The sequence below is a fragment of the Streptomyces sp. NPDC031466 genome, from assembly GCF_055581265.1.
Genome location: NZ_JBVIJT010000013.1, coordinates 1 through 16,036 on the forward strand (window position 1 = coordinate 1; position 16,036 = coordinate 16,036).

Genomic DNA, 16,036 nt, shown 5'->3' on the forward strand with positions numbered 1-16,036 from the left:
GTAGTTGGCGAGGCCTTGGTGGTGGGCCAGGACGCCCTTGGGTGTTCCGGTGGAGCCTGAGGTGTAGATGATGTAGGCGATGTCCAGGGGATGGATACGACGGTCCGGCGCATGGGCCGGGGAAGGCTCAAGAGTGTCCAGCAGTACGGCAGCGGGTCCCTGCGGAAGTGCGGCTGCCAGCTTTGAAGTGGTCAGGATGAGGGGGGTGCCGGTGTCGGTGAGGATGTGGGTCAGGCGTTCGCCGGGCAGTGTGGGGTCGAGGGGCAGGTAGGGGGAGCCGGCTTTCCAGGCGGCCAGTAGACCGGCGACCAGGTCGGGTGAGCGTTCCAGGTAGATGCCGATGGGTGCACCACCGTGGCCTTGTTCCCGTACGAGCCGTGCGATCTGATTGGCGCGTTCGTCGAGTTGCTGGTAGGTCAGTTCGGTGTCGCCGAAGGTGAGGGCGAGGGCGTTGGGTGTGGTGGCGGCCTGTGCTTCGAACTGGTCGATGGCCAGTGCGGGGAGTGGTTGTTGGGGGGCGGTGCCCATGGCGAGGAGGTGGGCGTGTTCGGCGGGGGGCAGGACACTGGCCAGGGCGCTGCCCTGGGGGTCGGTGGCCATGGCTTCCAGGACGGTGCGGTACATCGCGGCCAGGCGCTGGGCGTACTCAGGGGTCAGGACGTCGGTGGTGGCCGTCAGGTGGATGTGGCCGTTCTGGGCGATGGCGTTGAGGGCGAATTCGTTGATGGCTCCGCCGAGGGTGCCGGTGGTGTCGATGGTGTGGGTGTCGACGTGGTGGAAGTCGAGGTAGTCGAACAGGACGCTGATCAGCCGTTCGGATCCGGCCGCGTGCTGGATCGCGGGCAGCGGATGGCGGCGGTGGCCCCAGACTTCGGTTTCTCGGGTGAAGGCCTGCTGGACCAGTTCCAGCCAGGTGCGGGGTATGGCACTGGTCCGGAAGGGGACGGGCAGGGTGTTGAGGTGCATGCCCAGGACCTTCTCGGCACCCGTGGCTTCCAGGCGGCCGTGGGTGACCAGCCCGACGTGGAAGGCGTCCTCGGTGGTGAGCGCGCTCATCACCTTCAGGTGCGCTGCGAACAACACGCTCTTCAGTGAGGCATCAGCGCGGCGTGCCAACTCCCTGAGCTGTGGCTCCAGATCGGCGTACCGGGCGGTGACCCGCACCGCTTCGGCCGCACCCGCACCCGCACCCGCACCCGTGTCCGTGCCGGAACCCCAGGCCTCGGGCAGGGCGAGCGGCACATGCGTACCGGTGACCTCTGCCCAGAACCGCTGATCGTCCGCGTCCTCCAGCGACTTCAGCTCGGCGGCCACGAAATCGGCGTACCGGACAACAGGAGCCTCGTGGACGGGCGGAAGTGCACGCTCCTCGGCGATCGCGGCGTAGAGCTCCACCAGCTCCATGATGAGCGCGTTGACGCTCCAGCCCTCGGTGATCGCGTGGCTCTGCACCAGGGTCAGGCGCCAGGCGTCGTCCGACTCGACTCGCACGTGCACCCGCAGCAGCGGCGCGGCTGTCGGGTCGAACGATGCCGCCCGCTGGGCCGCGACGAAGTCTTCCTGGCCGGCCTGTAGTTCGGCGGGGGACAGGCCGCGCGTGTCCTCCACCGTCATCGGTACGTCGACGGAGGCGTGGACGAGTTGGAGGGGCTGGGAGTAGCCGTCCAGGTGCATGGAGGTGCGCAGGATGTCGTGGCGGTCGGCCACGGTTCGGAGTGCTTCGTGGAGGGCTTCGGCGGAGAAACCCTGGCCGTCGGGGGCCGGGATGCGGAAGGAGTTGATGTTGATGTAGGTGCCGGGGCGCTCACCCGTGAGCATCTCCACGAGCATGCCGGTCTGCACCTGGGACAGCGGGTAGGCGTCGACCACATCGGCCGGCAGCGCGGCCCGATCCGTCCCGCTGATCAGCGCGAACGGCTCGACCGGCGTGAACCCGCCCCCTTCTGCCGCGGGGAGCGCATGCGCGGCCGACGTCGCGATGGTCCGGTGCTCGAAGACGTCCCGGACGCTCACCTCGTACCCGAGCTCCCGCAGCGCGCCCGCCAGCCGGACGGCGCGGATGGAGTCGCCGCCGAGGTCGAAGAAGCTGTCGTGGACACCGATGCGCTCGACGTCCCGGCCGAGGATGTCCGCCCAGGCGCCCGCCATGGCCCGCTCGACCTCGTTCCTGGGGGCGACGTGCGCGACCGTCGCGTACGCGTCGTGCCCGGGTGCGGGGAGGGCTTTGGTGTCGAGTTTTCCGTTGTGGGTGAGGGGGATGTGGTCGAGGGTGATGTAGGCGCTGGGGATCATGTAGTCCGGCAGCGTGGTGGCGAGGTGGGTGCGTAGTTCGGTGGGGTCGGGTGTGTTGCCGACGAGGTAGGCGGTGAGGGTGTTGTCGTGTGCGGTGACGGCGGCGTCGGTGATGCCGTTGATGTCGCGCAGGCGGTGGGTGATCTCGCCGAGTTCGATGCGGTAGCCGCGGATCTTGACCTGGGTGTCGATGCGGCCGAGGAACTCCAGTGAGCCGTCGGGCAGGCGTCGGGCGAGGTCGCCGGAGCGGTAGAGGCGGCTGCCGGCCGGTCCGAAGGGGTCGGGGACGAAGCGTTCGGCGGTCAGGTCGGGGCGGGCGAGGTAGCCGCGGGCCACGCCGGCGCCACCGACGTGGATCTCACCGGGGACGCCGACGGGCACCAGGTTCCCGTCCCCATCCAGCAGGTGCACGCTCAAATCCGACAACGGGCGTCCCACGAAGCTGCGCGTGATGTCGCCCAGGTCGTTCTCGGACAGCTCGTGGTAGGTGGTGTGCACGGTGGTTTCGGTGATGCCGTACATGTTGATGAGGGCGGGTGTCGCCGGGCCCAGCCGGTCGGTCCAGGGCCGGAGGTTGCCGGGGTCGAGCCGTTCGCCGGCGAACACCACGGCGCGCAGGGCGAGTCGGTTGATGCGGGGGTCGTCTGCGGCGGCCAGGGCGGTGAGGGAGTGGAAGGCGGTCGGTGTCTGGCACAGCACGCTCACCTGCTGGGTGACCAGCAGGTCGAGGAATTCGTCGGGGGAGCGCAGGGTGTCGAAGGGGGCCAGTACCAGTCTGCCGCCGTGCAGCAGGGCGCCCCACATCTCCCATACGGATACGTCGAAGGCGTAGGAGTGGAAGAGGGTCCATACGTCGTCGGTGCTGAAGTGGAAGTGGTGGTCGGCGGAGCGCATGAGGCGCGCGACGTTGGTGTGGGTGAGGGTGACGCCCTTGGGGCGGCCGGTGGAGCCGGAGGTGTAGATGACGTAGATCAGGTTGTCGGGGGTGGTGGTGGGTGTGGGGTTGGTGGCTGGTTCGGTGGGGAGGGTGTCGGTGTCCAGGAGGAGGCGGGTGCCGGTGTGGTCGGCGGGGAGGCGGTCCTGGACGGTGCTCTGGGTGATGAGCAGTGAGGCGTGTGCGTCCTGGAGGATGTAGCGGAGGCGCTCGGGGGGGTTGGCGGGGTCCAGGGGGAGGTAGGCGGCGCCGGATTTGAGGACGCCCAAAAGGGCGGGGATGAGGTGGATGCCGCGTTCCAGGCAGACGCCGACCAGGGTGTCGGGGCGGGCACCGAGGGCACGCAGGCGGTGGGCGATGCGGTTGGCCCGCTCGTTCAGTTCGCGGTAGGTGAGCTGCTCGTCCTCGAAGACCAGAGCGACCGCGTCCGGGGTGCGGGCGGCCTGCGCCTCGAAGGCCTGGTGCACACAGACATCGACCGGCTCAGGAACGAAACGATTCCACTCGCCGAGCAACTGCTCCGTCTCCTCGGCAGGCAGCATGGCCTGCGCGGACAGAGGGTCCTTGGGGCGGGCCGTGACCGACTCCAGGAGCCGCAGGTAGTGCCCGGTCATCCGCTCGACCGTCGCGCGGTCGAACAGCGAGGTGGCGTACCCGAGTCGGGCCTGCATCGGCTGCCCCTCGGGGGCGTGCGTCACATTCAGCGTCAGGTCGAACTTGGCGATCCGGTCCTCCAGGACCGGCTCCACATCCAGGCCGGGCAGGTGGAAGGCTGTCGTCCGGTCCTCGTGCATGACGAAGTCGACCTGGAAGAGCGGGGTGCGGGCGAGATCGCGTTCCGGCTGGAGGTCGTCGACGAGACGAGCGAAGGGCACCGACTGGTGTTCGAAGGCGTCCAGGACGGTCGCGGCGGTGGCCGTGAGCAGCGCGCTGAAGCCCGGGTCACCGGACCAGCGGCCGCGGGCGACCAGAGTGTTGATGCCGTAGCCGATGACCTGCTGGAGTTCCGGGCGGTTGCGACCGGACACCGTGACGCCGACCGGGATGTCGGACGTACCGGTATAGCGGGACAGCAGCACCTGGTAGACGGCGAGGAGGAAGGCGAACGGCGTGGTGCCGTGTTCCAGGCTCAGTTCGCGCACCCGGTCCGCCAGGGCGGCCGGGACGGTGAACGGCACGGAGTCGCCCGCCCAGGCGCGGACCGCGGGCCGGGGCCGGTCGGTCGGCAGTTCGAGCGGACCGCTGCCCGCCAACTGGGCGCGCCAATAGGAGAGTTCACGCTCAAGCGTCTCGCCGGTCAGGTGCCGGCGCTGCCATGCGGCATAGTCGGCGTACTGGACGGGGAGCGGTTCGAGCGTGGCGGTGGCGCCGGTGACCGAAGCCCCGTACAGGGTGTTGAGTTCGTCGGCGAACACCCGCATCGACCAGGCGTCGCAGGCGATGTGGTGGAAGACGACGACGAGGACGTGCTCGTGTTCGGACAGCCCGACCAGCGTGGCCCGCACCGGCCAGTCCCGTTCCAGGTCGATGGGGAGCGCGATCTCGGCCTCCACCGCGGCCCGCATCCCGGCCTCGTCGGGCACGTCGAGCACCGGCAGGCCGACCGGCCGCGGCGCGTCGATCAGCTGTACCGGCTCGCCGTCCGCGCCGAGCGTGTAGCGGGTGCGCAGGACCTCGTGGCGCTCCAGGATCCGCTCCCAGGCGGCGGCCAGCGCCTCGACGTCCAGCGGACCGCGCAGCCGCAGCACGAGCGGCACCACGTACTCGACGGAGTCCGGGTCCATCCGGTTCAGGAACCACATCTGCTGTTGGCCGAAGGACAGCGGCAGCGGCGCGTCGCGGTCCGCACGGTCGATCAGGGGGCGGCGCGCGGTGCGGCCGCCCTCCCCGGCCAGTCGGCGGCGGAGCAGTTCGGCACGTACCGAGACCGCATCCTGCGGGTGGGCAACCATGTCGTCGGTGTTCATGCCGTGTACTCCTCGGTAAGGACGTTGGTACGAAGTCGTTCGACCGCCTCGGCCAGTCGGCCGACGGTGGGGTGGTCCAGGACGGTGCGGACGCCGACGCCGCACCCGAGTTCACGGTGCAGCCGCTCCGCCAGCCGGACGGCGAGTACGGAGGTGCCGCCGGACTGGAAGAAGTCGTCGTCGATGCCCGCCGGTGCGCTGCCGAGGACGTCCTTCCAGCAGTCCGCGAGCAGTTCCTGGAGCTCTCCTTCGGGTGGCCGGGAGACGGCGGCCGGACTGTCCGGCCAGGGCAGTGCCCGGCGGTCGGCCTTGCCGCTGATGGTGAGCGGGATCCGGTCGACCGGCACGAAGGTGCCGGGGATCATGTACGACGGCAGGGTGCTGCCCAGATAGCGGCGCAACCGGGCCGCGTCGATCCGGCCACCGCCCACCACATGGGCGGCCAGCATGCCGTTCTCCCGCAGGGTGACCACGGCCTCGCGGATACGGGGATGGCCGGTGAGCGCGGACTCGATCTCACCCAGTTCGATGCGGTAGCCGCGGATCTTGACCTGGGTGTCGATCCGGCCGAGGAATTCGAGGGTGCCGTCCGGCAGCCGGCGGGTGAGGTCCCCCGTGCGGTACAACCTGCTGCCGGGCGGGCCGTACGGATCGGGGACGAACTTCTCGGCGGTCAGGTCGGGGCGGCCCAGATAGCCGCGGGCCAGACCCAGGCCGCCGATGTGCAGTTCCCCGGGCACGCCGGGCACGGTGTGACGGCCGGCGCGGTCCAGCACGTGCAACTGGTAGTGGGCGAGCGGCGCGCCGAGCGGGACGCCGGGCAGAGGCGCGTCCGGCACCTCCCAGGCCGACGCCCAGATCGTCGCCTCGGTCGGGCCGTACACGTTGACCAGACGGCCGACCCGGGAGCGCAGCTCTCGCGCCAGCCGCACGGGCAACTCCTCACCGCCCGCCAGCGCCACCAACCCCGGCCGGTCGAAACCGGCGGCGAGCAGCACCCGCCAGCCGGAGGGAGTCGCCTGGACGTGGGTGATGCCATGCACCGCGACCAGCGCGGTCAGGGCGTCGGGACGGCCGGCCTGCGCACGCGAGGCGAGCACGATCCGGGCGCCCGTGGTGAGCGGCAGATGGATCTCCAGGTGGGAGATGTCGAACGACACCGAGGTGGACGCGAGCCAGGTGGCCCCGGGCCCGCCGGACAGCCGTCCGAAGGCCCCGACAAGGGTGGCGAGGGCGCTGTGCGGTACGGCCACGCCCTTGGGGCGGCCGGTGGAGCCGGAGGTGTAGATGGCGTACGCCAGGTTGCCGGGGGAGACGGGGACGTCCGGATCGCTGTCATCCGGGGGCTCGTCACCGCCGTCCGGGGGCACGAGAGTGCCGCGGTAGGTGGGAGGGACGGCCGCGGCGGCGGTGTCGTCGGCGATCAGCAGTGAGGCGTGTGCGTCCTGGAGGATCCAGCCGAGGCGCTCGGGGGGGTTGGCGGGGTCCAGGGGGAGGTAGGCGGCGCCGGATTTGAGGACGCCCAAAAGGGCGGGGATGAGGTGGGTGCCGCGTTCCAGGCAGACGCCGACCAGGGTGTCGGGGCGGGCCCCGAGGGCACGCAGGCGGTGGGCGATGCGGTTGGCCCGTTCGTTCAGTTCGCGGTAGGTGAGCTGCTCGTCCTCGAAGACCAGAGCGACCGCGTCCGGGGTGCGGGCGGCCTGCGCCTCGAAGGCCCGGTGCACACAGAGGGCGGGCGGAGCGCCGACGAGGGCATGCTGCCGGAGCGGCTCCGGCGCGGGTGCGATCCCCGTGTCGCCCTCCGTGTCGGCCGCCATCGATTCCAGGACGTGCCGGTACATCGCGGTCAGCAGGTCCGCGTGCTCGCGCCCGACGGCGTCTGTGCGGGTGGCCAGCTCAAGGCGGCCGCCGACACTGGTCACCTGAAGCGCGAACTCCGTGTCGGCGAGGTGGCGTTCGCCACCGAGGGAGGGCCTGTCGAGGTGGTCGAAGACGACCGTGACCAGCCGGTTCACCCCGGCCACCCGCTGGATCGCGGGCAGCGGGCAGCGGGGGTGGCGGTGCAGCGCACGCTCCTGGGCCTCGGTCTGCGCGACCAGCCGCAGCCAGTTGGCCGGGTCACCGCGGTGCGGGAACGGCAGGGTGTCCGGCGGCGGCCCCACGACCCGTTCGGTGCCCGGCGCACCGAGTGTGTCGCGGCTGACCACGCCCGTGTGAAAGGCCTCTTCGGCGGTGAGCGAGGCCATCACCTTCAGGTGCGCGGCGAGCAGCACCGTCCGCAGCGAGGTGCCGGCCCGGTCGGCGAGCGCGCGCAACCCGTCCGCCAGGTCCTCGAACGTCACGCCGAGCCGGTAGCGCTCGACGGGGCCGTTCCGGTCGGCCCAGGCCTCCGGCAGTACCAGGGGGGCGTGTGTGGCGGTGAGCCGCCGCCAGGGGGCGAGGGCGTCGGGGTCGCCCAGGACGACCAGTTCGGCCGCCACCCGCTCGGCCGGGTCCGGGCCGTGCGGTGGGAGCACGGGCGGCCGCCCGCTGTCGCGCAGGCCGCGGTACAGGGCGAGCAGACCCTCGCACAAGGCGTCGGCGTCGTCGATCAGCGCACCGCAGTAGGTGACGGTGAGTCGCCAGGCCCGCTCGGACTCCACGTGGACGTCGAACCGCAGCAGCGGCGCGGCGGCCGGGTCGAACGGGATGGCCCGCCGCGCGGCCGTGCAGGCCGCCAGTTCCCGCGCCTGCCGGTCCTGGTCGTGTTGTCGCAGGTCGTGCACGCTCACGGGGACCCGGCCCGCGGCGTGGACGAGGTGCAAGGGGCGGGAGTAGCCGGTCAGGTCCATCGAGGTACGCAGCAGCGCGAGGCGCTCGGTGAGCAGCGCCACCGCCCGGCCGAAGACCGTCTGATCGAACGGACATTCGTCCTGGACCCGCAGGGCGTGCAGGGCGTGGTAGACCGGTCCGTGGTCCGCGGCCCGCATTTCCACGAGCATCCCGGCCTGAACCATGGACAGTGGGTACGCGTCCGTCACGTCCTCGGGCAGCCGCCGCCGGTCCTCGTCCGTGATCAGTGCGAACGGCTTCATGTCGAGTACTCCTCCAACTCGGCCTCGGACAGCTGCTCCAGCTCTGCGCGGATCAGGTCCTCGACGGCCTGGGCGAGGCGGCGGACGGTGGCGCTCTCGAAGACGGCCCGGATCGGGATGTCGACGTCGAAGGCGTCCTGCACCATCGACACCATCCGGATCGCCAGGATCGAGTGACCACCCAGCTCGAAGAAGCCGTCCTCGACGCTCACCCGCTCCAGGCCGAGCACCTCGCACCAGATCTCCGCGATCCGCTCCTCGGCGGGCGAGGCGGGGGCGACCGCCGGCCGCTTGGCGTCGGCGACCTCGGGGGCGGGCAGTGCCCGCTGGTCGAGCTTGCCGTTCGCGGTGAGCGGCAGCGCGTCCAGAGCGACGAAACCGCTGGGGACCATGTACTCGGGCAGCGCGGCGGCCAATCGGTCACGGACCTGGTCCGTGTCCAGCGCCGCGCCGGCCGCCGGGACCAGGTAGGCGACCAGCGCCTTCTCCCCGGCCGGTGTCTCCCGCACCACCACGGCGGCCGCCCGGACCGCGGGGAGGCCCAGCAACCGGCTCTCGATCTCACCCGGTTCGATGCGGTAGCCGCGCAGCTTGACCTGGTCGTCGATCCGGCCGAGGAAGGCGATCGAGCCGTCGGCCAGCCGCCGGGCGAGATCACCGGTGCGGTACAGCCTGCTGCCGGCCGGCCCGTAGGGGTTGGGCACGAACGTTTCGGCGGTCAGGTCGGGGCGGCCCAGGTAGCCGCGGGCCAGTCCTTCCCCGCCGACCCACAGTTCGCCCGCGACCCCGGGCGGCACCGGCCGGGCCCCGGCGTCCAGCACATAGGCCGTGGTGTTCGGCAGGGGCAGGCCGAGCGGCACGGTGGTGTCGTGCGGGCGGGTGACCGGGTGCGTCGTGGAGCCGATGGAGTTCTCGGTCGGGCCGTACTCGTTGATCAGCCGGCCGTCACCGAGCGCCTCCCGCCAGCGGTTGGCGGTCCGGGCGCCGAGCGCCTCCCCGGCGACCACGATCCACCGCGCCAGAGCGGACATCTGCTCGTCGGTCAGCTGGTGGGCGAGCAGCTCCAGGTGTCCGGCGGCGAGTTTGATGAAGCTGTACGGTCCACCGGCGGCCAGGGTCCTGCCGAGCGCGCCGAGGTCCAGGTCGGCGGGGAGCAGGTGGACCGGCTGTCCGGCCATCAGCGGGGCGAAGAGGTTGGTGACCGGCAGGTCGAAGGCGGTCGACGAGAACAGCGGCGCTCCGCCCGGGGTCGTCACAAGGTCCCGCACGGCCCACTGGAGGTGGTTGGACAGGCCCGCGTGGGTCACCATCACGCCCTTGGGGCGACCGGTGGAACCGGAGGTGTAGATGACGTACGCCAGCTCCTGCGGGCTGATCGCGCGGGGCAGCGGCGTCGCGGGCCGGGCGTCCACGGCCGTCCGGTCGGCGTCCAGCAGCACCCGCGGCCCGCGGTGGCCGTCCGGGGCCAGGGCGGACTCGGTGATCAGCAGCGCGGCCCCGCTGTCCGCGAGGATGTGCTCGATGCGTTCGGCCGGGGCCGCCGGGTCCATCGGGACGTACGCGGCGCCCGCCTTCCACACGCCCAGCAGCGCGGGCAGCAGCTCGAGACCCCGGTGGAGCAGCACGCCGACCGTCGTACCCGGCCCGGCGCCCAGGTCCCGCAGGTGATGGGCGATCCGGTTGGCGCGCTCGTCCAGCAGGCGGTACGTCAGCTCCTCGTCGCCGTAGCGGACGGCGACCGCGTCGGCGGTGGCGACGGCCTGCTGCTCGACGAGGTCGAGGACCGGGACGCGCTCCCAGTCGGCGGACGTGTCGTTCCACCGGGTCAGCGCCTCTGCGCGGGCCTCGGACGACATGACCTCCACCGCGCCCAGCGCGCGGTCGGGAGCGGCCGTGACGGACTCGACCAGCCGCACGAGACCGGCACCCAGCCGCTCGACCGTCCGCCGCTCGAACAGGGCGGTGGCGTACTCCAGGGCGCCGCTCCAGCTGCCGTCCCGCTCGGTGCGGACGTACAGGGTGAGGTCGGTCTTGGCGACCCGCCGGTGGTACAGGTACCCGCTGTGCCCCTCGTCGGGCATGCCGCCGCCGGCCGGCCCGTCGGTGAAGTTGAACGCCACCTGGTAGAGCGGGGTGCGCGAGGGGTCGCGCTCCGGGCGCAGCTCCTCGACCAGACGCTCGAAGGGGACGTCCTGATGGGCGAAACCCTCCAGCGCGGTCTGCCGCACGGACTCCAGCGCCTCGGTGAAGCCGAGCGCCGCGTCCAGCCGGCAGCGCAGAACCAGGGAGTTGAGGAAGAAGCCGACCGTGCGTTCGAGGCCGGGCTGTTCCCGGCCCGCCGTCGGCACGCCGACCGGGACATCCCACTGCCCGGAGTGCCGGGCGAGCAGAGTGGCGAAGGCGGTCAGCAGGATCATGAACGGCGTGGCGCTGTGCTGCTGTCCGAGCGTGCGGACGGCTTCGGCGAGCGGCGCCGGGACGGTGAACGGCACCAGATCGCCGCTGGGATCGCGCTCCGCCGGGCGGGCGAAGTCGGTCGGCAGCTCCAGGGGAGGCAGGTCCCGCAAACGGTGGCGCCAGAAGTCGAGACGGTCCTTCACCCGCTCCTCGGACGAGTGCTCCCGCTCCCAGGCGGCGAAGTCCGGGTACTGCACGTCGACCGGCGGCAACTCGGCAGGGCCCGAGCACAGTCGGGCGAACTCCTGCTCCAGCACGGTCGCGGACCAGCCGTCGCAGGCGATGTGGTGCAGGGTGACCAGCAGCCAGCGCTCGCCGTCCGGCTCGCGCACCAGCAGCGCCCGCCACAACCGGCCCGAAGCCAGGTCGAAGGTGGCGGCGAACTGCTCACGGAAGACGGCCTCGCGGTCGGGCGCGTCCCCCGCGAGCTCCTGCCAGGCGACCGGCTCGGCGTCCCCGACCAGCTGCATCGGCTCGCCGTCCACCTCGACGTAACGGGTGCGCAGGGACTCGTGGCGCCGCGCCAGCAGGTCGAGCGCCCGTCGCGCGGCGGAGTCGGTGACCTCGGCGGGCAGGTGGAGGAAGAGCGGGATCACCCACTCCGGGCTGGGGCTGACGTGGTCCAACAGCCACAGCCGACGTTGCCCGGAGGACAGCGGCAGCGGACGGTCACGGGGGATTGCCCGGAGCCCGGACGCCGCGCCGTGACGGTCGCGGGAACCGTCGGCGTCACGTGCGACGGAACCGGCACTCTCGTCGGATCCGCCGCCGTCGGGTGAGACGAGCCGCGCCTGGTCGGCGACGGTCAGGGCGGCGTACAGATCGGCGAGCCGCAGCTGTCGCCCCGTGGTGGTCCGCAGGCGCTCGATCAACCGGGTCAGCAGCAGCGAATGGCCGCCCAGCTGGAAGAAGTTGTCGTCGACGCCGATGTCCTCCTGGCCGAGCAGCTCGGACCAGATCCCGACGACCAGCCGCTCCTCAGGGGTGCGCGGGGGGACGTAGGGCGGGCGTTCGGTCGCGGTGGAGACCGCCGAGGGCTCCACCGTGCCGAGGCTCTCCAGCCGGCCGTCGTGACGGAGCCGCACCAGCGCCCCGGTCCGCAGGAGACGGCCTCCCGCGAGGCCGTCGGGGTCCGGGACGAACCGCTCGGCCGTCAGCCCGGGCCGACCCGGAAAGCCGCAGCCGGACCCCAGTCCGCCCAGGTGCAGCTCACCGGGGACGCCCGGCGGCACCGGGTCGCCGTAGTCGTCGAGCACCCACACCTCGGGCTGCTCCGCCAAGAAGGCGCCACCGGCCCCGGCCGGGTCGAACCGCTCGGCGGCGAACTCCACCCCGCAGATCTCCGGGCCGTACGACCGCCACACCTCCGCGCCGGTGTGCTCCGCCCAGCGGGCCAGCAGCTCGTCCGGCACCCGCTCCGCCGCGACGACCACGCGGACCGCGTCGAGACCGGCGGGCCCCTCGTCCCCTGGATCGATCGGTATGACGGTCACGCCGGTGGTGACGCCCATCGCCACGGTGGCTCCGGCCGACAGCGCCGCGAACACCTCCCAGGGCAGTCGGCCCGGGGTCCCCGCGCAACGCACCCGGTCGCCGGCCCGCAACCCGTACCGCTCGGCCATGCCCAGCGCGTAGTGGGCGGCGCTCGCATGGTCGACGCTCAGCAGGGCGCCGTCGGCGGTGCGGCAGACGAATGCCACAGCCTCCTCGCGGACGGCGAACACCGGCGCCGCCCCCACATCTCCATCGGCCGCCTCGGCCGGCAGGTCGAGGCACACCGCCCGGGCGGAGCCACTGTGCGCGGCCAGGTCCGCGAAGGTCACGACGACCCGGATCCCGGCCTCGTCGATCAACGCGGCCGACGGCGCTCCCCGCGTCGGGTCGAGCAGCAGATGCGCGGCGCCCGTCTGCCAGACGGCGAGCAGCGCGACCGGCAGCTCGGCCACCGCGGGCAGGAGAACCCCGACCAGCTCGCCCGGGCCGACGCCGAGGGACCTCAGCCGGCCGGCCAGTCGGCCGCTTCGGACAGTGAGCTGCTCGTAGCTGAGCTCGCGGTCCCGGTCCAGCACGGCCGTCGCGGCAGGTGACCGGACTGCCTGCTGCGCGAAGGAACGGGGCAGAAGCAGGGGGCTGGTCAACGGGTGCTCCTCGCGGATGGGAAGGGCGCGGACGGTCGATCGGTGCGGAACGGGAAGCGAGGGAGGGCGCCTCACGCGGGCCTCGCGTGGGCGAACGCCACCGGCGGCCGTAGGCGGCCTGATGGCCGGTCAAAGGTTCGGACGGCGCGCTATAGGGCGTCTATATCGGGCCGCCGCGCACCGCACCGGGCTTGGACGGTGGGGTGCGCGGCGGCCGAGGCGGGTCAGGACAGCACGGCTCCGTTGCCGGGCCGGTCCGGCCGGCTGCGCCGGTTGTCCAGGTGGACGAAGGTGCGGTGCAGCCAGCGGTCGCGGCCGTCGTAGCGGGGTACGAAGGAGCTGCGGCCGTGCAGCGCGAGCCGGTTGTCGATGAAGGCCATGTCCCCGGAGTGCAGCACGACCACCTCGGACGCCGGCACAAGAGCGTCCCGCAGCTCCTCCAGGGCCTGCTTGCCCTCGTCGTCCAGGGCGACGGTGGCCGCGAAGTCCACCCGGATGTCCGGGTCGGCGGGGTCGCCGCCCAGCACCGGGTGCGGCACGGTCGTACCGCCCGCGTGGAAGGAGGGGGGTGGCTCGGTCACGAAACGGGGCTCGCCGAGCACCCGGCGGGCCCGGTCCGGTAGCAGCGGCAGCGCCCGGCGGATCGAGGCGACGAGGGTGCCGGCCGTCCCGGTGTGGTCGTTGCGCAGGCACAGCAGACCGACGTAGTCCGGACGGTTCGGATGAAAGGCGTTCTCGGTGTGCATCTCCAGATCCACCGACCCGGCGTTGCTCTGCGAACTCTCCAGCCCCGGCACCGGCACCACGTTCTGCACCAGGGCGCCGGACTTCTCGTCCCGGAACGCGATCACCTCGCCCAGCTGGAGCGACAGCAGGGCCGACACGGCGGCCGGCCCGGTGGCCCGCCGCTCCACGGACTCGCGCACGGCAGGGGTCTGCGGCAACGACTCCTCGTCCACCGGCAGGTTCCGGATCAGCAGAACGGCGTCCGGGCCGCAGTCGTACCGGTACCGGCGCACCGTCTCGCGCAGCCGCAGGGGTATCCGGCACGTCAGCTGCCGTGCCGCCGCCAGCCAGTCGGGGTCGTCCACGTGACCTGACCCCGGCACACTCAACTCCTCGGCGAGAAGCGCCATTTCTTGCTGCTCGTGCCCGGTCAGACGGATCGTGAGGGCGTCGGCGTCCGCTGCCGGGGCCGCCCGGGTAGCCATGGTCATGAAAATAGGTCCCTTCTCTTGCGGGCCGCCCGCGCGGCGGCCGGTCTCAGCCGGACATCGCGACGAGCACCCGACGGTGGCCGGTGAACGGTCTGCGGCCGTGAGCGACCAGGACGTTGTCGATGAGCAGCAGGTCACCTGGGCGCCAGTCGACGTCGACGGCCCCGGCCAGACCGCGGTCGCGCACCTGGAGCACGTACCTGTCCGGGATCGGGTGGCCGTCGGCGAAGCTGACCGACTGCGGCAGCTCGTCGGCCGGGAGCATGCGGGCCAGCGCGGCCCCCTCCTCGCCGAGCGCGGCCGGGTGCCACTGGTCGGACTGGTTGAACCAGACCTCCGCGCCGGTCACGGGGTGGCGGGTGGTGGCCGGCCGGACCTGACTGATCCGTAGGCCGCCGTCCCGGCGCCACTCCCACTCGGCCGCGGCTTCGGCGAGGAACTCCTCCACCCGGTCGCGGTCAGTGGTCTCGAACGTCGCCTGCCAGCTCCTGCCCAGGCCGAGGCCGCTGTGCAGGTTCTGGGTGTAGCGCACGCCGCCGGCGTAGGCGTCCCGCACCTCATCGTCCAGCGAGTTCAACCAGTGCGCGGCGTCCACCACCGGGGTGGCTCCGCCCGAGGCGGCCGCCTCGGCGCAGAAGAACAGCAGACGGGTGGGCCAACTGGTGCTGTACGACAGCTCGTTGTGCATCGAGATGGTGAACTCGGCCGGGTACTCGGTCGAGGTGTAGACGTTCTGGCCGACCTTGGTCCGCGGCGAGTTGCCGTGCACGTAGGAGAGCCGGTCGGGCAGCAGCAGGTCGAGGACCGGGTCCAGGCCCGCCTCGGTGACCCCGAAGCCCCGGAAGACCAGCGCCTTGTTCTCGACCAGCTGTGCGTCCAGGGCCGCCGGACCGGCGCTCAGGGAGGCGGCCAGGCCTGCCGCGGCGGCCGGTGCGGCGCCGTCGGCCGGACGGATCTCGTGTGGCGCCCAGGCCAGTTGGGGTGCCGTCATAGGTGCTCCTCACGCGCTCGTGGCGACGGGCTCGCCGCCGCACGAAGCGACCGTGCGGGAGACACCTATACGGCTTCGATATCGGACCCGGATATAGCAGGCGTATGGACGCCCCGGGCAGCCTGAACGGGCGATGCCCGCACTCCTGGACAGAAACCGGGAGGGCCTGAGGAAGGACCGGGACGAGGATGACCAGATGACGCATGGCGGGTGGTTCCACTCCTACGGCGCCCCGGCCGATCCGCGGCTGCGCCTGGTGTGCTTTCCGCACGCCGGTGGGTCGCCGACCTGCTACCGGACCTGGCAGCCCAGGCTGCCGGCCGACGTCGAACTGCTCTCGGTCTGCTATCCGGGCCGACAGACCCGGCTTGCCGAACCGCCGGTCACCGACATGGCCGAGCTGGCCGACCGGGTCACCGAGGCTCTCGAACCCTTCCTCGACCGGCCACTGGCCCTGTTCGGCCACAGCATGGGCAGCGCGGTGGCCTACGAGACCGCGCTGCGGCTGCACCGGCGCCGTGGCGTTCGACCGACCCGGTTGTTCGCCTCCGGACGGGGCGCCCCGCACACCGTGCCGCCGTCCCGGCTGCACCTCGCCGACGACCTGAGGCTGTGCGCCGAGATCGACCGGTTCGGCAGCACCTCGGGCCACCTGGTCTCCCACCCCGCCCTGCGCGAGGTCGTCCTGCCCGCCCTGCGCGCCGACTTCCGCCTGATCGAGACCTACCGCCCGGCCTCCCCCGAGCGGCTGCCCTGCCCGATCGTGGCGTACTCCGGCGACCAGGACCACGGCTGCACCCCCGAACGCCTCGCCGCCTGGTCCGAACTGACCGCGGCCCGCGCCGAGTACCGCACGTTCCCCGGTGGCCACTTCTACCTCGAACCCCGGGAGCCGGACCTCCTGCGCCACCTCGCCGGCCATCTCGCCGCCGACCTGCGGTTGTCGGGTGTGGCGCGGTAGCGGTG

The 16,036-nt window shown here is 72.2% G+C and carries 6 protein-coding genes; 1 reads left to right on the plus strand and 5 read right to left on the minus strand.

Annotated features, from left to right (window positions below; translation table 11 throughout):
* From ACZ5GP_RS29385 to ACZ5GP_RS29405, 5 genes are all read right to left on the minus strand, one after another.
* On the minus strand, positions 1–5,193 hold a 5,193-nt coding region (locus ACZ5GP_RS29385), incomplete at its 3' end, for an amino acid adenylation domain-containing protein (protein ID WP_468753725.1).
* A complete protein-coding gene (locus ACZ5GP_RS29390) occupies positions 5,190–8,267 on the minus strand; it encodes a non-ribosomal peptide synthetase (protein WP_468753726.1) in 3,078 nt (1,025 codons plus the stop codon). The genes ACZ5GP_RS29390 and ACZ5GP_RS29385, both read right to left, overlap by 4 nt.
* Positions 8,264–12,862, minus strand: coding sequence for an amino acid adenylation domain-containing protein (locus tag ACZ5GP_RS29395; RefSeq protein WP_468753727.1), 4,599 nt, complete (start codon positions 12,860–12,862; stop codon positions 8,264–8,266). The genes ACZ5GP_RS29390 and ACZ5GP_RS29395 overlap by 4 nt, the downstream gene beginning before the upstream one ends.
* Before the next feature lie 224 nt (positions 12,863–13,086).
* On the minus strand, positions 13,087–14,073 hold the full coding sequence (locus ACZ5GP_RS29400) for a TauD/TfdA family dioxygenase (RefSeq protein WP_468753728.1): 987 nt from the start codon (positions 14,071–14,073) through the stop codon (positions 13,087–13,089).
* Positions 14,074–14,125: 52 nt separating this feature from the next.
* Positions 14,126–15,070, minus strand: coding sequence for a TauD/TfdA family dioxygenase (locus ACZ5GP_RS29405; protein WP_468753729.1), 945 nt, complete (start codon positions 15,068–15,070; stop codon positions 14,126–14,128).
* A gap of 196 nt (positions 15,071–15,266) precedes the next feature.
* On the opposite strand from ACZ5GP_RS29405, the gene ACZ5GP_RS29410 reads away from it, so the two are divergent.
* A complete protein-coding gene (locus tag ACZ5GP_RS29410) occupies positions 15,267–16,031 on the plus strand; it encodes a thioesterase II family protein (protein WP_468753730.1) in 765 nt (254 codons plus the stop codon).
* Positions 16,032–16,036: the final 5 nt, after the last annotated feature.